Below are 21,030 nucleotides of genomic sequence, written 5' to 3'. Positions count from 1 at the left end.
TTATGCCCTCACTGTGTGCAATGTGTCCATCAGGTGCTGTATACGGCGTTGAAATTCATGCTCAAAACTATGGGCGCGAGCATAGCTATGCGCGCTCTGGGCCGTACGGAATATACGATCGGGATCTGATGCCATTTCTGCGATCAACGTTGCGAGTGCTTCTGGGTTCCCGAGAGGCGCAGTATGCCCGCCTTGAGAGGCTTCGCTTAACGCCTTCCACATCCGATTGTCATACCCGGCGATAGCCACACCACATCCCATATTTTCCAGATAGGAGCATGAGGGGTCAGATTGGCGGTGGCAACAAAGAAAAATGTGCGCATTCTCGCGTGCGAATGGGACCAGTTCATTTTCAAAATCTACCGCGCCGTGCAGATATACATTGTTAGTGAGTTCAAGAGCCCGAATCCCTTGCTGAATTTCTTTTTCGAGACTGCCTGCACCGAATATATGCAGTTCGAAATTCACTGATTTTTCATTCAGGGATCTCAATATAGGAACAATATCCTGTGATCCTTTCATCGGTTCCAGTCGCCCCGAATGTATCAATTTGAGGGGTGCGCCAGCCTTCAAATTTTCAAATTTTTTAGTCACCTCATCGTTGGATGCCTGCATGCAATCACGAATACGATTATCCAGGTAAAGTAATGTATTTTGATTTAGCGAAAGGTAAGCATTCCTTGCGGGAAATCCATTAGCCTGCAATCCATCAGAAAGCCGAAAAGCGCGGCGCCGACGTATTTCTGTAAGTAGCGCGCTTCCCATGGCATAGAGTTTCTTTACCAGACTTCGGCCCCGCTGCAAAAGTATGGCCTGTATTCTCGTTTCGAAAATATACTCAATGATGTAAACAATTTTTACAGAATTTTTTCTGCAAAGTTCCGAAACGTGGAGGTAGTCCTGATTATCGCCACTGCAGAGAACAAGATCGTATCCCTCTATATCCTGTTTTCGAATCTGCGCACCTTTTTCTTTGAAAATGGGGTGAAACGGTAACTCAGGTTCGCGAAAAATCTTGCCGAAAGGAAACGATGCATCTCGCTTGCGGAGAATACAGCTCACTTCACCATCCCAGGCGTCGCAATAAAACCGCATACCTTCGACAAACTTTACGTCCAGGTAAGGTGTCCCTTCGATAAAACCTGCGGGCGCGGATGAAATAACTAACAACTTTTTCATAGCTAACTTCCGTGTCAATTGACGTAGCCTGAATACAGGGTGGTAACGCGCGAAAAATTGGGTTAATTCATTCGCGATAACATGAATGGGTGGAGGCACACGACTTCTGCCACTCCCTAAGCACTGATTAGAGGTCGATGATATGCAGAGGAGGTTGGCAAGGCAAGCGTTGCCACGCTTGGTGCCAAAGTCGTTAGGTTGACCGTTCTGGTAGTGAATTGCACAGTTCAAGCCAGCGCTTCACACTGGTACTCAAGTATTTCTGTCGATGCAGGACAAAGTAAAATTCTCTATCGAAACTCCGGTGGGGAACTGGCAGCTCAACCAGTGCTCCTCTGGCGAATGCGTCGGATAGGGACACCCGGGACAGGCAGCTGATTCCCAGTCCGGCCTCTACTGCACGCTTGATAGCCTCCGTATGTTGCAGTTCAAGCAATATATTCAATTCGGGCACTAGCCCGGACAGCGCGCGCTCGAAGGTCTGGCGTGTACCTGATCCCGTCTCCCGTAGTATCCAGGTGGCCGAGCGAAGTTCGTCGTCACTCAACCCTGAGGCTTTCGTCAGCGGATGATCTGGAGCGGCGAATACTACTAGTTCATCACTCCTCCACGGGATCATTTCCAGGTCTGGGTGGTTTAGTTCTCCTTCAATCAATCCCAAGTCGAGTTCAAAATTCAGCACTCCTTGCGCGATGGCCGCGGTGTTGGCTACTTCCAACTCAACACGTGCCCCGGGTTGTTCCGCCATGTAACGGGCCATGATGCCAGCTGCGAGGTAGTTGCCGATAGTCAGCGTTGCTCCGACCTTGAGACGTCCCAGGTCGCCATGGGCCTGTAGGGTAGCCTCTAGTTCACGGGCGCGTTCCAGTAACTCTTCTGCCCGTGGCCACAGCTGCCGCCCCAACTCATTCAGTCGCAGACGTTTGCCTGTTCGCTCGAACAGGCGTACATCAAATTGCTGCTCGAATTCCTTTAGGGCGGTAGACGCGGCTGACTGCGACATGCTCAGACTTTCCGCCGCACGGCTTACATTTTGGAAATGAGCACAAGCTAGAAATACTTCCAGCTGGCGCAGTGAATAGCGCATGAGTTACTTCTTTAATATTGACTAAATAGATAAGTGATATCCAAATATCCCACTTTTTCTATAGGTTAGCTAGGGCTAAAATTCATTCAGCAAGGTATTTAGGAATAAGCGAATATATTGTTATGTCAAATTTGAATAAAGAGACGGTGCTGGAAGTTCACCATTGGAACGACACACTGTTCAGTTTCAAAACCAGTCGTGATCCGGGATTTCGCTTTGAAAACGGCCATTTCACCATGATTGGCCTGGAACAGCCGAACGGTCGCCCACTACTGCGTGCTTACTCCATCGCCAGCGCAAACTATGAGGATGAACTGGAATTTTTCAGTATTAAAGTTCCTGACGGGCCCCTTACCTCTCAGCTGCAAAAAATTAAACCTGGTGACGAGATATTTGTCAGTCGTAAGCCCACCGGGACTCTGGTAGCAGACCACTTACTACCGGGTAAGCGGCTCTGGTTGCTTTCTACTGGAACAGGCCTTGCGCCGTTTATGAGCATTATCAAGGATCCCGCTGTATATGATCGTTTCGACCAGGTGATCCTGACTCACGGTGTGCGCTTCAAGTCCGAGCTGGCCTATCAGGATTACATTGAGAATGAGTTACCTGAGCATGAGTATTTTGGTGAAATGGTGAAGCAGGGGCTGCACTACTATCCCACAGTCACGCGAGAAGCATACCGAAATAACGGCCGTCTGACTGACTTGATGTTGTCAGGAAAAATTTTCAGTGATCTCGGCCTGCCCAAACCAAATGTTGAAGAAGATCGCTTTATGTTGTGTGGCTCCCCGGCCATGCTAAAGGAACTCACCAGAATACTGGACGACTGGGGGTTTCGTGAAACACGCGCGGGTGTTCCGAGGGAGTTTGTTATCGAAAGAGCATTTGTGGAAAAGTAATTATAAAATCCGGCTGTTAATCGATAGTCTGTAGCAGCATTTGCGCTGCGGGATTTGAGTCTTTAAATGTTGTGGCGCCACAAGTTGGCGCCTATTTCATTTTATAGGCGCAGTTATTTTTTGAAATGTCAGGAATCCTTGATAAAGTGCGTTGGGTAACCCGCCTAGTTCGCGAAATTCAACAGTGAGTAGGCACTGACTGGTTACAGTCTCCGTTTTTTGGGAAAACGAATATTTTCATGTCTTTCAAGGCTCTGATGTGTGATCGTTAGAGCTTGTGTCATCGAGTTAATACACAGCATTCATTTGGACCAGGGAGTGTCGGGTCGAAGATTGAAACGCGCCAGTATCTTTAGGGTAGACATGGCACATAGTTTGCGTGCAGAGAAACTTGAGACCGTAAAAATTTAACAATGGATTTCCGTTCATTTCGCAATGAGATGACGGTAAAAATAGAAGCAGACAATGGATGGTCATGCCCCCCTACAATTGGCGGTAGTTATCGTTAACTACCGAACGCCTGCTCTTGTGCAGGACTGTCTGGAAAGCCTGTTACCAGAACTGGCATCCTTGAACGCTGAAGCGATCGTTGTTGACAACGCATCGGGTGACGAATCTCTCAAAATACTCAGAAGTTGGCTTGCGGACTGCCCTCAAGAATATTCAGAAAAAGTTCGTCTAGTAGCTTCTCCCATTAATGGTGGGTTTTCCGCAGGTAATAACCTGGGGGTTGCGCAAGCGGATGCCCATTTTTATCTACTTCTAAATAGCGACACCATTGTTAGACCAGGTGCAATTAGTTCATTGCTTGAAGCCATGGAAGCTGATCCGAATATCGGCGCTCTGGGGCCGCGTCTCGAGTACCTGGACGGAAGAGCGCAGGTAAGTCGCTTTCGCCGCAGGGGAATCACCAGTGAACTGATTCGTGGTGCGCAAATTGATCTAATTACTCGACTATTCCATTCCAAAAACACACCTATAGAGCTTAGCGAGCCTGATCAGGATATAGATTGGATCAGCTTTGCCTGTGTACTGCTCCGATCTGACGCGATCCGAAAAATCGGTGTTATGGACGAAGCATTTTTTATGTATTTTGAAGACATTGAATACTGCCTTCGAATAAAGGAAGCCGGCTACCTGGTGAAGCAGCACCTTGACGCTCGTGTAATACATTTGCGTGGCGGCACTTCGAGTGTAAAGAAAAACGGAAATAACCAGAAAAGAATTCCGGCATACTTTTATCGCTCTCGTTCCCGGTATTTCACCATAAGGGGTGGGAAAGCAGTGTTACTGGCAGCGAATATTGCTTGGTGTGTGGGGCGAGTTTTGAGGTCCGTAAAGCGCATCGGAGGGCGTGGAGCAGGACGCTCAATTCCTTCTGAGTGGAAGGATCTTTGGTTGGGCTTCTTTGCGCGGCAAGAGCAGAAATCATCAAAGATTATTAAAGGCAGCAGCCAGGCAAAGGAAGCATGAATAGTTCAGCGGGAGTGAAATTACCGCACTTTGTCATTATTGGAGCTATGAAATCTGCGACCACTACTATCTATGAGCAATTACGCTTGTTGGATGGGGTGTATATGCCAGAATTGAAAGAGCCTAACTTTTTTAGTGACGACTCCCAATATCAGCAAGGCTTAAATTGGTACTTGAAGCTATTCGAGCCGGCAAAAGACACTGATATTATCGGTGAAGCCAGCACCCATTACACCAAAATACCAATATATCCAAATACACTAAAGCGCATGTCTGAGGTTCTTCCAAGTGTAAAGATTATTTACATTATGCGAGACCCCATCGATCGGTTGATATCGCAATATATACATGAGTGGAGCTGCAACAACATCCACGATGAGATCAACCGCGCTGTCAATAAATTTCCAGAATTAATAAGGTACAGTTGTTACGCAGAGCAGCTAAAACCATTCATAGATCAATACGGTGTCGAAAATATTCTCCCTGTGTTTTTCGAAAGGATAAAAAAATTTCCTGAGGATGAGCTCGTCCGCATAGCCAAATTTATAGGCTATAAAGGTCACGCGCAATGGCGGGAATCTGTTTCCCGCGCCAATGTATCTTCGGAACGGCTGAGAACAAACAAGTTCACCAATTTTTTGATTACAAATCCAATTCTAGCAGCGATAAGAAACTCGTTAATCCCACATTTTATTAGAGATTCGGTGAAGTCAAAGATGCGAATGAATAATCGCCCAGAATTAACGAAAACTACTAAAAGCAAGCTAGAAATAATTTTTAATGATGATCTGTCGAAGCTAGGAACGCTGTTGGGGATTACGTTAACTTCTGACAACTATAAATCACAAGTTATAACCCAATCGCTAGAGTGGAAAATAAAAAAAGAACAGAAAATGGCGGCTCGAAAATATGAGTATTAATGAAGCTCAAAAAAAATTTGGTAGCGTACCAGAAATAGGGTTCGTAGTTATCGGCAGAAATGAGGGCGAGCGCCTCCATCGCTGCCTTAATTCCATATTAGAACAGTGCGTTGCTCTACAAAGAAGTAGAGGTATAGTAGAGCATCAAGAAATAAAGCGTAAAACAAAATCATTACCTATGCCCATCATATATGTTGATTCTGGTTCAACAGATGGAAGCGTAGAGTATGCATTAACATTGGGCTGTGAAACAGTGCAACTAGACAGCACTGTTCCATTTACTGCCGCCAGGGCGAGAAATACTGGATTCAAACGCTTAATCCTCAAAAATCCTAATGTCGAATGGGTACATTTTGTGGATGGGGACTGTGCGTTACAGCCGGCATGGTTGTCAAAGGCGGCTGCGTTTTTATCGATTAACCCACGCGCTGCCATTGTTTGTGGCAGGCGAAGAGAAGTATATCCTCAAAAAACAATCTATAACGCCCTCTGTGACATGGAATGGGATACCCCGATAGGAGAAAGTAATGCCTGCGGTGGTGATTTTCTTGCAAGACGCACAGCGTTGGAATCCGTAAATGCATTTAATCCAACAATGATTGCCGGCGAGGAGCCTGAAATGTGTTTCCGGCTACGCAAAGAAAATTGGAGTATATGGCGAATTGATGAAGAGATGACTTCTCATGATGCGGCCATTACAAGTTTCATCCAGTTCTGGTTGAGAAATCGGCGTGCAGGATATGCTTATGCTGAACGTTGCTCGATACATGCGACCGCGAAGCAACCATATTGTGTTAGAGAATTGATTAGCATCCTATTCTGGGCATTGGTAATCCCTACCGTTGCGCTCTTATTCACTGCAGTTATACCACTGATTTCAGTATTGCTGATATTTTTTTATCCCGCACTTATGTTACGACTTTTTTTCCGCCGATTAAAATTGCGGAATTCGATACGTCGTTCGCTAATTTATGCCGTACTCATACCAGTCGGTAAGTTTCCACAATTTATTGGTGCCGCAAACTACGTTTTCGCACGATTAAATGGAAAAAAACAGCCGATTATCGAGTATAAATAAAGGAAACGTTATGGGCCACGATCACTCTTCTCTGGATATCGGCCTTTGCCGAATTGATCTTGCGAGTATGGATGAAGTGAGATCTACCATACGCGCTATGCGAAAAACCAACTCTCCAGGATACGTAGTAACACCGAACATAGATCATCTAGTGCGTCTTTCCGGGAGCAAAGAGGAAGAAGACCTCAAATCGCTGTATTACAGTGCAACGCTATCTTTATGTGACAGTCGTATCCTTGAATTAATGTTGAAACGACATGGCTTCAATATACCGGAGGTTGTTACCGGGAGCGACCTAACGGCGAAACTTTTTGAGCGAGATCTGGGTGCTGATGATTACGTATACATACTTGGTGGCGAGGACAGCCTTATAGTGGAAATCCGACAGCGTTTCCCTGAAATTACAATAGAACACCATAATCCTACGATGGGTTTTATTAAAAAGAATGCAGAAGTAGGTCAAGTCGTCGATCTAATAGTGGCTAAGAAACCTAACTATGTTTTCTTAGCCGTCGGTTCTCCACAACAAGAAATTATCGCAAAAAAATTATGCGATCAGCCAGAATTTAAAGGTATTGCATTGTGCGTGGGCGCCTCGATGTTATTTCTTGCGGGTGCGGAAAAGCGAGCTCCCGGCTGGATACAGAAAGCAAGGCTGGAATGGCTATATCGGCTCAGTCAAAACCCATCCAGATTAGCCATACGTTATTTAAAAAATGCACTGGCAATACCGGCCATAAATCGCGAAATGATGTCACGACTGGGTCCGTGAATCGATTCAGAGTGCAAGTGAATTGTAGGAAAAACTTCAGTGGATAATCGAGATTACCTAATAATTTCACCATGCCGTGACGAAGCTGAATATATGGAGCGTACGCTGAATAGTGTTGTTTCTCAGTCAGTCTTACCTAAATTGTGGTTAATCGTTGATGATGGATCGACAGATGATTCGCCGGAAATTCTGAAGCGCTACAGCTCTAGATATCCTTTCATAAAAATTCTCACACGTAAAAATCGAGGATTTCGCAGTGTTGGCCCCGGCGTCGTTGATACATTTTATGCAGGCTATCGGACAATAAACTTAAAAGACTATAGCTATATTTGCAAATTAGATCTGGATCTTGAATTACCGCATCGCTACTTTGAGATACTGATTAAAAAAATGGAAGACGATGCTCGTATCGGGACCTGTAGTGGAAAGCCGTACAACCTAAGGAAAGGTCGGTTAATAAGTGAACGACGCGGTGATGAAATGTCAGTGGGAATGACAAAGTTCTATCGTACGAGCTGCTTTGAACAAATCGGCGGATTCGTGCGGGAAGTGATGTGGGACGCTATCGACTGCCATAAATGTCGGCAACTTGGATGGCGTGCAATCAGTTGGGACGAACCGGAACTAAAGTTCATACATTTAAGAGTAATGGGGTCAAGTCATCAAGGCGTACTGACAGGCCGAGCCAGGCATGGATTCGGACAGTATTTCATGGGTACCGGCTGGTTATATATGTTAACAACCTGTGCATTTCGTGCGGTTGAATATCCAATAATAGTAGGTGGCTTCGCAATGTTTTTCGGGTACTTAAGAGCTGCCTTCCAAAGTAGTCCAACATTGGATGATGAACATTTGGTTCGTGAAATTAAGCAGTTTCAATGGAAGTCGCTATTTGCAGGAAAAAAAGCAGCCACTAAATATATAGAAAAGAAAAACAGTTCAAAATGGTTCCCGAAAAATTTAGAAGCTGGTCGAAAATTGTTGAAGTTGAGGGCTGAACCTGAAGTCGAAATTAATGAGTTTTCGGTTTCAAAATCTGAAGCATTAGACGCAAATGTAAACCAAAAATGAAAGCTAGTAATCTCGAAATAGTTATTGCTTATTTAGCCCCTGAAATACCTGGTGCATCTAGCACCTTTGTATACAACGAAATTCTAGAATTGGAAAAACTGGGTATTGAAATTCATCCATATTCATTACACACAGTGGCCAAAAACTCGGAAAATAAGAATATTCAGAAAATTGCCAATAGTTGTGAATATCTATACGAAAAATCACTGATAGCCATTGCTTTTGGAAATATTATTAGTATTTTCCAGTCGCCATTGCGTTACTTTGACGCATTCGGGACTTGTTTACTAGACACTTTTAGGTGTTTTAAGCAGCCCCGGGTTGCAGCGGGACTACTTTACCGATTCTTTGTTGGTGGAAGCATGGCGGTATCCCTAAGAGAAAATGGAATCAATCACCTACATTGCCATTTTTCGCACATTGCAACTGATGTGGGAATGTATGCTGCTTTACAAACAGGTATACCGTTTAGTTTTACTGCTCACGCCAATGACATTTTCGAACGCGGATATTTGCTGAAAGAAAAAGGCAGGCGAGCCAAATTTATCGCTACAATTTCAAATTACAATATATCAATTTTATCAAATGTCGGAATAAAACGAGAAAAGCTGAAATTAGTTCGATGTGGAGTAGATACTGAAAAATTTATCCCTAGAAAAAAAACAGAGCCCACAGCGTATATGCAGACTATTGGGTTCCTTGGGCGACTTGTAGAAAAGAAAGGCGTTGACCTACTAATTTTTGCGATGCGAAAACTAATAAATGAGGGACTAAAGGTCCGATTAGAAATCATGGGCTCGGGACCACTAGAAAATGATTTACATGCGTTGGTGGTCGAACTTGAACTTGAAGAGCATGTAATTTTCGGTGGGGGGCTACACCACGATCAGGTTGCTGAATGGTTTGAAACAATTGATTATTTTGCCTTCGCTGGGAAAAAAGACAAGAACGGTGATATGGATGGAATACCCGTCGTAATTATGGAAGCGATGATGCGAGGTGTACCCGTAATCGCAACATCCATTTCAGGAATTCCCGAGTTAGTAAGGAAAAATGAAACTGGTAGATTAGCTAAACCAACATCGGAAAGCTTAGCTGACGAAATGATGACGTTATTGACCGAGCCAGAGTCAGAAAGGAACAGGCGAGTACGCCGCGCTATTATCGTTGTGTCCGAAGAGTTCAATCTTGCAAAAAACACGAAACAATTATTGACGCATATGTCCGTTAATGGGACTGATTATCCATGCCCAATATATTCGCACAATTAGCTGTTCTTTGTTGGCCGATTGTGGCGCTATTTTTATATCGGAAGTATACAGCGCTAACAGCGACCTTTTGGACGATTTTCGGCGCATACATGTTTTTGCCTTTAAAAGTTTCTTATGAATTTCCTTTGATACCTAATATCGAAAAAGAAAATGTAGCCGTCTATTCCGCATTGATTGGTTGCTTTGCGATAAAAAAAATTCCGTTTAAATTTATACCTGGATCGTTTGGTGCCAGAGCTCTAGTCTTTATAGGGTTAACTATATGTACATTTACGGTGCTCACTAATCTGGACCCTGTATTTACTGGTATGACGTTAAAACCAGGGTTGCAGCCAAAAGATCTTATTTCGATGACGTTCCAGACTGTATTTACGCTCGTGCCCTTCATTCTTGGCGCGATGCTTGTAAGAAATATAGATGAAGCTGTTTCGGTGCTCAGACTTATAGTGATAGCAGGAATTATTTATTCCCCGTTTATGGTTATTGAAGTTATGCTTAGCCCGCAGTTACATACCTGGATATACGGTTTTTTCCCTCGATCATTTAATCAGCAAGTTCGTTTCGACGGATACAGGCCCGTAGTATTTATGGGCCACGGGCTATTGGTTGCGATCTTTACGATGGCAGTGCTCATTGCAACAACCGGGTTGTGGAAGGCCAAACAAAAAATATTTTTACTGCCAAATACAGTCTATGTGATTTATATGCTAGCGATGCTTGTTATTTGCAAATCTGTCGGAGCATGGTTGCTGGGATTTCTTGGCTTTATAATTTTGTTTGTTGCTCCTATATCAGTCGCGTCAACCATAGCCTTTGCAATTGCTGTTGCAGTTTTTTCGTATCCTATCTTATCTATATTTAATATTATCCCACACGATTCACTTTTGGATTTGGCTGCGATGTTCGGGCCTGAAAAGGTCGGCTCACTTGCTTTCCGATTTGAACATGAAGAAGTTTTGCTTGCTCATGGACAAGAAAAAATGCTTTTCGGTTGGGGAGGTTGGGGGCGAAATAGAATCGATGGCGCGATCACTGATGGATTCTGGATAATCAGGTTTACGCAATTCGGGCTGTTGGGATATCTCGTGTCATTTGGAATTCCTCTACTAGCCGTTAAAAATGGGCAGAAATATATATTTAACAGCCGTACAAAACTTGAGAAGAGAGTGGCATTGGCATACTGCATGTTAATCGCATTGATAATGGTTGATCAAATACCTAATGCATCTCTAAAAAATTGGGTTTGGTTTATCTACGGAGCAGCTACTGGGCTGTTTGCAGCTAGCACTGTTAGAGTAGGTAATGTACATCCTATTCATTTGAGAGAGATGAAAACGTGATAACAGAATCTACGTGTGTATCAATGGACTAGTGGCATATCAAAAAATGATACGATATCTGGTAAATTATTTTGGAAAATATTTCCTTTCATTTAAAAATCCACGAGTGGTTTGTCCGCCAGGCAATCTTCCCAGCGTTGAGGGGAAACCCATTATTGTGGCATCGGTAATGCGATCTGGTACGCATTTAGCTATTGATCTGTTGCTTAATAATTTCCAATCAATTCCGAAGACGCCGCTTTACGTTGATGGCGATCAATATTTTCGTAGCGAAGTTAATCGTACCGGCTATTTGAGTGAAGGCGTAAAAATTGGAAAATGTGTGCTTAAGACGCATTACCCGCAACGGTTACCGGCAGGTAAAAGAGAAATTTTTCAACGCCTAGCAAGTGAATCTCATGTAATCGTTTTACGCCGACCGATAGAAGAAACGTATAGATCTTTGTCGGCATGGGGAGTTTCGATTGAGTATCCTCAATACTTGGATATTGTTAGTGATTTCTACTCGTTTTGGGAAGAAGCTGCACCACACAGAATAGAAATTGATTTTTCGCAATTAACCAATAAGAAACGATTTGAGGACTTGGTAAGGCGGATTGAATCAGAGACAGGGATTGTTTCAAGGAAAAAAATAAAGTATCCAATAAATCCCAAACATGTTGGAAAAATCGCTCTGACCAAGTTCGCCACCAGGCTTATGGGAAAGTATGCCCCGACAATTAATACAGGTATTCGGACAGGAATGAGTGGTGCATAGGGAAAATTTGTATATGAGAAATAAAGTACTGCTTGTTGTTGAAAGTTGTAACCCCGAACTTAGTTCGGTGCCGTTGGTGGGGTATAATTTTGCGCGGATTATTCAAAGGTTTTCAGATGTCCATCTGGTGACTCACTGTAGGAACAGAGAGGCGTTAAAAAGAGATGGACTAATAGAGAATATCACTTACTACGAGCAAAGCTGGCTTGAAGTAATTTATTACAAATTTTTGGTGTTCTTTTCGACTTACAGGGGCCAGGTAATATGGCCGCTGAGGCATGCACTACAGTATCCAATTTATTTCTTCTTTAACCGATTTGTATATCGAAAATTTTCATTAGCTGTTATGCGTGGAGAATACGACATAGTTCACGCCATGACTCCAATGATGCCACGATTCCCGTACAAGATCGTAAATGCATGTAAGCGTGGGAAACAAAAAACTATTTTTATACTTGGGCCTGTAAACGGCGGCGTACCATTCCCAAAAGCGTTTAAACATGTAGCTAGGAAAGAATTCAGTTTTTTAAATTGGTTGCGGTCGGTGGGCGGATGGATAATTCCTGGTTACAGAAAGACATATTTATCTGCGGATGCAATTCTTACTGGTTCTAAATATACGAATACGTGGATAAAGGATACGTTTAAAATCTCAAAAAGCAGACTAATTCCGGTGTATGAAAATGGCGTGTCAGACGAGTTTTACTCAAATATTGACGTGACATCATTCACAAATGACCAAAATCCATACGACACTCATGAAGTATCCATTCGTGATGTGAGTGAAGAAAATTCCGTTTTGAGTTTGTTATTTATTGGTCGCCTGGAGCCCTACAAAGGATGCGATATGCTTTTGCAGGCGGTACAGCGCGTACGGGACCGAAAACCCGGTCGAATTAAACTTACCATTGTTGGTGATGGTTCTCAGCGAAAACAATTAGAGCATTTCGTTCAAGTTAACGACTTGACTAATGATGTGTTATTTAGAGGTTGGATTCCGCATTCCGCTGTACCGCAAGAGTATGCTTCGGCAGAATTGTTCTGCTTTCCTTCTGTTAGAGAGTTCGGTGGCGCGGTAGTAATGGAGGCGATGGCATCAGGTCTGCCGTGTATTGTTGTAGATAATGGAGGGATTGGGGAATACGTTACTGAGAGCTCCGGTGTGAAGATAGCTCCTATAAGTCGTGAACATGTTATCGAAGAATTGATGGCATCGATACTTGAATTCACAGAAAATCGAAAATTACTAAAAGAACTATCTAACGGTGCGAGAGCGCGCGCAGTTGATTTTTCCTGGAGTAGCAAGCGCACAGCTCTCGAAAAAATATACAACGAATTATCAATTCAGCTAGAGAGCGGTGAGGCTACGCTAGCTGGTTCTGGCTAATGTATTGAAGCAAAGTGCTTGCTGACTGTTTATGGCTAAACTTTTCTTCCGCAGTTTTCCGGGCATTTGCCCCGATTGTGGCTAGCCTTTTACGATCGGACAGCAAGAATAAAACTGCTTGCTTAATATCATGAATGTTTTTTTGTTGGACAAGCATCCCGTCATGCTGATTAGTAATCATATCTTTAGTGCCGCCAATAATCGAACAAATTGATGCGACACCACAAGCCATTGCCTCCATGATTGCAACGGGCGCAGCTTCCCCGAATCCAAAACTGGTTAACATAAAAATGTCAGTGTTCATTAATGTATTGTATACCTCGCCTTCTTTTTGGAAGCCTAGGAAGGTAACTCTATCATTTAGTCCCAAAGTTTGAACTTCATTTTCTAATTCAGATCGTAACTCCCCATCGCCAACAATTTGGTATAAGAAATTGATCTCAGATGGTAGCTGGGCTAGAGCTTGTAGGGCAAATTTGTGGCCCTTTACATGCACAAGTCGGCTAACGGAGGTTATAACAAATTGTTTTTCAAGGATTTCGGGGTATTTTCTAGGCAAAAATTTGGTAACGTCCACACCCATCGCCAGTACGTGAACTCTATCCTTCGGGTACTGGGGGATTGTAGAATAGATCTCCTCTTGTAGCGGTTTTGTTACAGTTACTATAAATTTTGCAGAGGAGAGCTTTGCTTTATGGTTATCTCCATATTGATTGAGATTGCCATGGATACATACGCTGTATGTAAACTTTTTGCAAAGCGAAGCTAGGGCAGTAATATGCGAGGCATCTGCTGAGGAGTGAACGTGTACGTGATGTATAGAATGCTCTGTACAGTACGCGGCAAGATTAGCGGCGACAGGAATAAAGAGAAGTGTCCGAAAACGCAATTTCAGGCTGCATTTTAATGAAAAACAATATGCTAGTGTTGATGCAAACCAGCGCGGATTGCGCAGACAGAAGAGGATGCTCGTAAAATAGCGTAACGGTGTTAGATAAAATGTCTCGTCGATCTCACTGCAAAACTCATGGAAGTTTCTCGTCTTGGGTGCGCGAGTCGATATGATTTTAACACTAGCTCCATCGAGCCTAAGCGCCTGAATTTCTCTCCAAAAAAATATATGAGTTTGACCTGGAAATTCTGGTATAAGAACCGCCAGGCTACCTGAATTTGTCATTTATACATATCCCTATGAGTCAATAAACATTTTTGAATTGCCAATAATAACATATGTGTATATGAAAAATGTTTTCATCCTATGAAATTCAGGTGTTACTTGTAGGCCTAGAGCGGAGTGTAAGATAGCGGTATTCCCCAGTGAAATGTATTGCTTTCATTGGGAATTAAATCTGGATCTATAGGTGGTGCTTAGAGTTAGCAACGTCATGGTCGAATAAGTTTATCTGAATGTACAAGGACCCCGATGCTTTTGATTTCGCATCAGCCCTGGTCATCTCAATAGGTGAGCTTATAGACTTCACTCGGTGAAGATCGCTAGTAAATCTATTTAAAAACTCCTTTTCTGAAAATACCAATTTTTAGCTCTAGTATTGACCAGAATTTAGGCGAAGTGATAAGCCTATATTCTCCGCAGTATGACTAAGGCTTACAATACAAAGCTATTTTCTTGTTTCAAGATCGATGTTGAAACTGCGTTGGCGTATGGTAGTAGTAACTTCTTCTCAAAAAATGAATAAACGAATGACCGGATAGACTAGATTTTCACATAATTCGGTCGACAAATTGATAAACGCCCTCGATTTGTGGAAAACAGCAACTGCTAACCCATACTTTTGCTGATTTTTTCCACCAAATTCGAGGTATCAAATGGTTAGGTTCACAATGTATGCACTAATGTTGGTCATCTGTACAGCTTGCGGGGGCGGAGGGAACCCATCACAGACATTACCTGAACCTGCTCCGGAAAAAAATACGCCACCTAAGGTGGAATTATTGGGAGCACGTAGAATTCAGTTGCTTCATGGAGCCAACTATGAAGATGCCGGTGCAGTTGCACATGACAAACAAGACGGCGATATAACCGACAAAATCGTCACTGAAGGGCTGCCGATTAATACCTCTGTCGCGGGTGACTACGAAATTAGATATACCGTCACCGATAGTGAAAGCGCTGTTGCAGAGGTGGCTCGGCGAGTGATTGTTTCAGAAAACGAATCACCAACGATTACGTTGTTGGGGGCGAATGAAATAAGTGTGAATGAAGGAGCTCGATTCGTGGATCCGGGCGCCGAAGCAAGCGATATTGAAGATGGAGAACTTACATCAAAAATTGAAGTAGAAAATGGCGTCAACACAGAAGTACCCGGTAATTATAAAGTATTTTATAGAGTTTCAGATTCCGCGGGGGCAACCGCATCCGTTGAACGAGATATATCTGTCATTGGAAAACCATCGGAATATTCCCACATCCCCATTACTATAGACAAAGAAGGGTTCTCCAGCTTTCAACCTCAGTCTGACTCAAAATTGATATATGTAAGCAGTAGTTCCGGAGATGATTTTAATGACGGGCTTTCGCCTAAGACAGCGGTCAAGAGTATTGCAAAAGGCAAAGAGTTACTTAGAGACGGGTTTCCTGACTGGTTACTGCTAAAAATCGGCGATGAGTGGTCGGAAGGCTTGGGAAGATGGGTCAAAAGTGGTCGTTCAGCAAAGCAGCCGATGATTGTAACTTCTTACGGCACCGGTTTAACACGCCCTTTATTATTGACCGGTGCACGTTCGGGGATTCGTGCGTCTGGAGGCGGCGGCTCGCCTAAGCAAGTCGATTACCTGGTATTTAGTGGATTGCACTTCTATGCAGAGACTCGTGACCCCGACTCTGACTCGTTTTCAAATACCGACGGTGCGTCGGGAATAGTATGGCTTCGAGGATCTACCTATTTGTTAATAGAAGATAACTGCTTCGATCACTATCAAACTGGCATTGCGATAATGGACATTAGTGATCTGAATGTCAGTGGCGTTGAGATTAGAAAAAACGTCATTGTTGATTCCTTCTCCACGGATGGTCATTCTCAGGGAATTTATATACAGGAAACAGAGGGTGTCACGATAGAAGAAAATATTTTCGACCATAACGGCTGGCATGAATCTCTTTCCGGAGCACAAGCTACTAAATTCAATCATTCGATCTATATTCAGGGAGATAACCTAGATGTACAGATCAAGAACAACATAATAAGTCGAAGCTCTAGTCACGGTATGCAGCTTCGCCCAGGTGGTTTGATTGAAGGAAATTTTCTAATTCGAAACCCCATATCGATATTGTTAGGAATGTCCGACGTTAGTGATGATGATGGGGTTGTCGTAAACAATGTTATTTTAAATGGAAATGATATTGGGTCAGAACCACGAGGCTGGGGGATCGATTTTAAACCAGAGAATAATGGTGTGATTAAAAACAATATCGTGGCGCACGTCTTGACCGACTCTGGAAATAGATTCGGGATAAAAACATCCGATTATGCGACTTATTCGGGAAATGTTGTGTACGACTGGGAAGAGATCAGGGGTGCTCAAGAGAATTACGTAGATCCGAAAAGGACGATCGAAGAGTATAACGTTTTGATGGGGGGGGAAGCCACGTTTGATTCATTTGTCGAAAAAATCCGGGCCCAATCGCGGCTGGATTGGAATCCGGATTATTCAACTGAAAGTTTAAACCGGTTCTTTCGAGAGGGATTTAGCCCGAAAGAATAATTAAACTTTACGTCAGACACTATTGAGCAATTTTAAATCCATCTTGGAAATAGTGTCTGATGTAATCAACATCGTACTTAGATTCAGAGTGTGTACTAGGATCTCTAAGTGATTTTTTCCTGATATTCTCGTAGAAAGATTCAAGCGTACCGCTGCCACCAGCTTGAAGATCCAGGTCAGCAATAGTGATCGAGGGGTTTACAAAAATCTCTTCACTCTGTGACTGGCTTCCCCATTCATAGATGGCGTTACCTGATTCGGTTGAAAGTGTGTGCTCTTTAATTGCCCTTGGGTCACTCGCCATTGAATTCTCATGTGCAACAATGTTGTTGCGTACTTCTGCGGACACGATATTCGCAGTTAAGTCTATACCCCAACCCCTGTATTCCTCATCTGATAGATCGCTTCCATGAAGAATCACATTATCCTGAATAATACCTGGTTCGCCTTCCATGGAGTCTCCGCCCAACATAAGGCTGATCGCATTCTCTACTAGGACGTTTCCTTGCATCAACCCGCCTGGGCGAAGTTGAATACCGTGGCTTGAACTACGGGCAATTATGTTATCTACGATTTCAACTCCCCGATTGGATGATTGAACATAGATCGAATGATTGAACTTTGTTTTGTTGGCACCTTCTATTTGTTCGTTCCAGCCTACATGATCAAATACGTTTCGCTCGATACGTACATTATCGGTTGATTGAATATATATACCTTGTGAATGGCTACCTACACCATATGAATCAGTGATGACATTGTTTTTAATGAGGACGTTTTTGATATCAATATCACCAGTTTCCTGCAAAACAATAGCGGTGGTGAAATATTGGAACATATTGTCTTCAATTAAGAGACTGTTAGTGCCACGGAGCCAGACGATACCGGTACTGTTTGATGTTTCACTGGTAAAGTCAGGAGACCCGGGTTCACGTGATGCCGCGAAAAAGTGTAAGCCGTGAATTACGAGATAATCTACGTATGCAGGACTACCGCTGCCCCCCTGATATCGGAGGGCGTCCTGGTCATGAGTGCGTAAAAGAGGTCGAGCATCGCCGGAACCATAGCTCGTAATTACCATAGGTTCGTCAGCGCTGCGCCCGGATTTCCGCCAGCCGCCAATACCTGTCTCCCAGGTATCTCCCGCTTTAAGTGCGAGCCAATCTGGAAATCCGTCACGAAGCAGGGAAGCTCCATGCTGAATGGTTTGTACCGGGGTTTCTGAAGAAAGACCGTCATTGGCGTCATCCCCAGTCTGGCTGCTAACGTAGATTATACGGGTATCATCAGCTGGCAAAATTTGAGTGTAGTTCTCAGCTTTGGTCATGATCGGTAGGTAGTCCAACACTAGAACAGTGGCAATATCTGTTGCAGTGCTTCCATCGTCGGAAGTAACGGTTAGTTCAACTTCGTAGCTACCAACAGAGGTCGATTCTAGAGTTGGGGTCGCAGAGTTGGCATCAACCAGCATTGTTGTGGAGCTAGAAGGCGCCGACACGATTTTCCAGCTATAAGTCAGCGAACTATTGTCCGCAGCGGTACTAGCGCTTCCATCCAGTTGGATTTGAAATCCCTCGGAAGCTGAATAGCCACTTCCGGCATTTGCAACGAGCGATGGATTAGATGCTCCAGTCACGGTTATGGTTATTGTGTCGGAAGAGGAAATCGAGCCATCACTTACGGTGAGTTCAATTTCATAACTACCGGCAGTATCTGCAGTGAAATTTGCTTCCACCTGTGAGCCGGATGAAATAATGGGATTTGAATTACCTGGTGACGAGGAGATGCTCCAGCTGTAAGTCAGTGAATCACCGTCGGGGTCGGAACTTGCCGCACCACTCAAGTTAACGGATTGCCCGAGGTCTGTACTCAGATTGTTTCCTGCAACGGCTATAGGAGCTCTATTCTGGGGCGCGACCGCACCATCTCCGCCATCACTACCACCACTGCCACCGCAGCCGATTAACAGTGTTGATAGAATACAAATAGGGAAAAAGTTTTTCATTGTAATTAATCCGTACTATTAATTTCTTGCCAAAGAGCAAAAAATTCCAAAAGCGACAAAGCTTCGTGTGTTAAATACCGCATTGGCGTGATATTCATCGATAGCAGTAGACAACCCTGAGCGCGAAAAGTTGTCGATAAGGTTACGAAAAATTGATGAATTGCTGATGATGATAAACCAGAAGACAAGACGGATAAATCAGCAAAAATGTGACCAATGTGTGATATTGGGAAAATGATCTATAAAAAACGAAACAATAACGATGATTTACACCTTGTTACCAAGGGCGATAAAATTACTGTTCAGTCAAAAGGTGAAATCACGGATGAACATCACTTTCGCACTTCCACTGCCCTCTCTTAAGGGCCGCTGCCAGGTTGCCGCTACTTCTGCAAAAGTGCTGCCAAACACCGTCCATACGGTCACTAACGTATCCTCTACTAAGTGTATGAACCAAGCTGGTGCAAGAGAAGTCGTTAGTCGGCTGCGGATAAATCATGCCTTACCAAGGGCAAAGTTATTGAAAACCCGCTTTCGTGACCCCAAAGCAGTCAATATTGCCATAATGGCTTTTTCCCGTGTTCGCCCATTAGTCGACATGACTATTCGATACACTCGTGAACACATCGAAAATGGAATAAATGGATTTGTTTATAACGTCGATCATTTTGAAGGTGTAGTTAGATGAGCTCGGTTGCAGAAGTTGGCGCTGTCCAGAGCTCCGAATTTAGTAGCCGTAGGCTACGTCACGCCTCTATTCTGGTCTTTGCTGGTTACGCTGCCGGGCAGATACTTCGACTCGGAAGTAACCTTGTGATGACCAGGTTACTGGCCCCGGAAATGTTTGGTTTGATGGCTCTAGCTAATGTAGTGGTGGCTGGGGTGCAGATGCTCACGGATATGGGTATCAACAAGAGTATTATTCAAAATAAGGATGGCGTAGAGCAGCCTTTTTTGAACACGGCCTGGGCATTGCAAATACTACGAGGAGTATCACTTGCGGCCATTGTATGGGGATTCGCCCTTACATTGTGGATAGTAGGGCCAAATGGATCGTCCACTAATGTGTATTCTCACCCTGACCTACCTATAGTGCTTGCTATTCTGGCGAGCAGTTTGGTTATTAGTGGATTTCGACCAACAAAAACGGCTGTCGCTAACCGTGATTTGCAGCTGGGTAGAATTACAGCAATTGATTTGATGACTCAAATCATCGGAATTGTTGCCATGATTTTATGGGCTAGCTACTCACCCAGTGTGTGGGCGCTTGTCGCTGGTACGGTCATCTCCAGTGTTGTGCGAATTACAGCTGAGAACATTTGTTTATCGGGTGTAGGAAACTCTTGGCAGTGGGATAGAGGATATGCGAAGCAGATTTTTCACTTTGGTAAATGGATTTTTTTCACGTCGCTGTTGAGCTATTGGGTGCTTAACGGTGACAGAATTATTCTCGGTTTCGATATCAATGCTCACGAAATGGGGATCTACTCAATAGCGGTATTTATCGTGGGTTCAGTCAGAGGAGCGCTGAATACAATCATGCAAAAAGTGATGTATCCGGCGATGAGTCGAAAATTGCGTGAAAGCAGCGACTGCACCGATATGTATTACCGTTTCCGTTTGCCGCTAGATTTTGTTATCTGTAGCCTTTGCGGCTTTCTGGTTGTTTCGGGCGATCAAATTGTTCGACTGTTGTACGATGAACGGTACAGTCAGGCCGGGATATTTTTATCTTTTCTGTCTCTCGGGCTAATAGCAGATCGATATAGAGGCCTAGGTCTTTACTATCAAGCTGAAGGTGAGCCAAAGAAAATGATGTCAGTTGCATTGTCCCGAGCACTACTGTTAACGATTGGCCTTCCATTTGCATTGTTTAGCTACGACCTTATTGGAGCCGTGGTATTTCTTGGTGTATACCCAATTTTTATTATTCCTTTGCAGCTGTACTTAAAATATAAGGCGGGCTTGATGAGTGTATATCGAGAGATTGCGTATACTTCTTTCATAGTGCCCGGCGTTGCAGCAGGATACTTTTTTACATGGCTGACTAGCTATGTTGTCAACTAAG

At 43.7% G+C, this 21,030-nt stretch carries 17 protein-coding genes; 13 read left to right on the top strand and 4 right to left on the bottom strand.

The window, feature by feature from the left end; genetic code table 11:
- A complete protein-coding gene (locus PVT68_RS10810; protein WP_280317937.1) occupies positions 1-1,179 on the bottom strand; it encodes a glycosyltransferase in 1,179 nt (392 codons plus the stop codon).
- A gap of 193 nt (positions 1,180-1,372) precedes the next feature.
- Complete coding sequence (locus PVT68_RS10805) at positions 1,373-2,266, bottom strand: LysR family transcriptional regulator (protein ID WP_280317935.1); 894 nt, start codon at positions 2,264-2,266, stop codon at positions 1,373-1,375.
- Positions 2,267-2,388: 122 nt separating this feature from the next.
- Here PVT68_RS10805 and PVT68_RS10800 point away from each other — a divergent pair, with 122 nt between their 5' ends.
- From PVT68_RS10800 to PVT68_RS10755, 10 genes are all read left to right on the top strand, one after another.
- Positions 2,389-3,165, top strand: coding sequence for a ferredoxin--NADP reductase (locus PVT68_RS10800; protein ID WP_280317933.1), 777 nt, complete (start codon positions 2,389-2,391; stop codon positions 3,163-3,165).
- A 465-nt stretch (positions 3,166-3,630) separates the two neighbouring features.
- Positions 3,631-4,638 (top strand): glycosyltransferase family 2 protein, encoded by a 1,008-nt coding sequence (locus tag PVT68_RS10795; RefSeq protein ID WP_280317931.1) that lies wholly within the window; start codon positions 3,631-3,633, stop codon positions 4,636-4,638.
- Complete coding sequence (locus PVT68_RS10790) at positions 4,635-5,558, top strand: sulfotransferase domain-containing protein (RefSeq protein WP_280317930.1); 924 nt, start codon at positions 4,635-4,637, stop codon at positions 5,556-5,558. The genes PVT68_RS10795 and PVT68_RS10790 overlap by 4 nt, the downstream gene beginning before the upstream one ends.
- Complete coding sequence (locus tag PVT68_RS10785; RefSeq protein WP_280317928.1) at positions 5,548-6,636, top strand: glycosyltransferase; 1,089 nt, start codon at positions 5,548-5,550, stop codon at positions 6,634-6,636. The genes PVT68_RS10790 and PVT68_RS10785 overlap by 11 nt, the downstream gene beginning before the upstream one ends.
- Before the next feature lie 10 nt (positions 6,637-6,646).
- The gene (locus PVT68_RS10780; protein ID WP_280317926.1) at positions 6,647-7,408 is read left to right on the top strand and encodes a WecB/TagA/CpsF family glycosyltransferase; all 762 of its coding nucleotides are present in this window, start codon (positions 6,647-6,649) and stop codon (positions 7,406-7,408) included.
- Positions 7,409-7,447: 39 nt separating this feature from the next.
- Entirely contained in the window at positions 7,448-8,479 is a 1,032-nt protein-coding gene (locus tag PVT68_RS10775; protein WP_280317925.1) for a glycosyltransferase family 2 protein, read from the top strand.
- Positions 8,476-9,750 (top strand): glycosyltransferase, encoded by a 1,275-nt coding sequence (locus PVT68_RS10770; protein ID WP_280317923.1) that lies wholly within the window; start codon positions 8,476-8,478, stop codon positions 9,748-9,750. Before PVT68_RS10775 ends, PVT68_RS10770 begins: the two co-directional genes overlap by 4 nt.
- On the top strand, positions 9,726-11,090 hold the full coding sequence (locus tag PVT68_RS10765; RefSeq protein ID WP_280317921.1) for a hypothetical protein: 1,365 nt from the start codon (positions 9,726-9,728) through the stop codon (positions 11,088-11,090). Before PVT68_RS10770 ends, PVT68_RS10765 begins: the two co-directional genes overlap by 25 nt.
- A gap of 13 nt (positions 11,091-11,103) precedes the next feature.
- The gene (locus tag PVT68_RS10760) at positions 11,104-11,847 is read left to right on the top strand and encodes a hypothetical protein (RefSeq protein ID WP_280317919.1); all 744 of its coding nucleotides are present in this window, start codon (positions 11,104-11,106) and stop codon (positions 11,845-11,847) included.
- Between the two features lie 13 nt (positions 11,848-11,860).
- Positions 11,861-13,234, top strand: coding sequence for a glycosyltransferase family 4 protein (locus tag PVT68_RS10755; protein WP_280317917.1), 1,374 nt, complete (start codon positions 11,861-11,863; stop codon positions 13,232-13,234).
- On the opposite strand, the gene PVT68_RS10750 is transcribed toward PVT68_RS10755, so the two are convergent.
- Positions 13,212-14,411, bottom strand: coding sequence for a glycosyltransferase family 4 protein (locus PVT68_RS10750; RefSeq protein WP_280317915.1), 1,200 nt, complete (start codon positions 14,409-14,411; stop codon positions 13,212-13,214). The two genes, PVT68_RS10755 and PVT68_RS10750, sit on opposite strands and share 23 nt — an antisense overlap.
- A gap of 677 nt (positions 14,412-15,088) precedes the next feature.
- Here PVT68_RS10750 and PVT68_RS10745 point away from each other — a divergent pair.
- Entirely contained in the window at positions 15,089-16,957 is a 1,869-nt protein-coding gene (locus tag PVT68_RS10745; RefSeq protein WP_280317914.1) for an immunoglobulin-like domain-containing protein, read from the top strand.
- Positions 16,958-16,976: 19 nt separating this feature from the next.
- Here the strand turns inward: PVT68_RS10745 and PVT68_RS10740 are convergent, their stop codons facing one another.
- Positions 16,977-18,962 (bottom strand): PKD domain-containing protein, encoded by a 1,986-nt coding sequence (locus PVT68_RS10740; RefSeq protein WP_280317912.1) that lies wholly within the window; start codon positions 18,960-18,962, stop codon positions 16,977-16,979.
- A 325-nt stretch (positions 18,963-19,287) separates the two neighbouring features.
- Here PVT68_RS10740 and PVT68_RS10735 point away from each other — a divergent pair, with 325 nt between their 5' ends.
- Complete coding sequence (locus tag PVT68_RS10735; RefSeq protein ID WP_280317911.1) at positions 19,288-19,650, top strand: hypothetical protein; 363 nt, start codon at positions 19,288-19,290, stop codon at positions 19,648-19,650.
- Complete coding sequence (locus PVT68_RS10730; RefSeq protein WP_407666090.1) at positions 19,647-21,029, top strand: oligosaccharide flippase family protein; 1,383 nt, start codon at positions 19,647-19,649, stop codon at positions 21,027-21,029. Before PVT68_RS10735 ends, PVT68_RS10730 begins: the two co-directional genes overlap by 4 nt.
- Position 21,030: the final 1 nt, after the last annotated feature.

The organism is Microbulbifer bruguierae (genome assembly GCF_029869925.1).
GTDB lineage: Bacteria > Pseudomonadota > Gammaproteobacteria > Pseudomonadales > Cellvibrionaceae > Microbulbifer > Microbulbifer bruguierae.
Note: the sequence above shows the minus strand (reverse complement) of the source record. Positions and strands in the feature narration are given on the sequence as shown.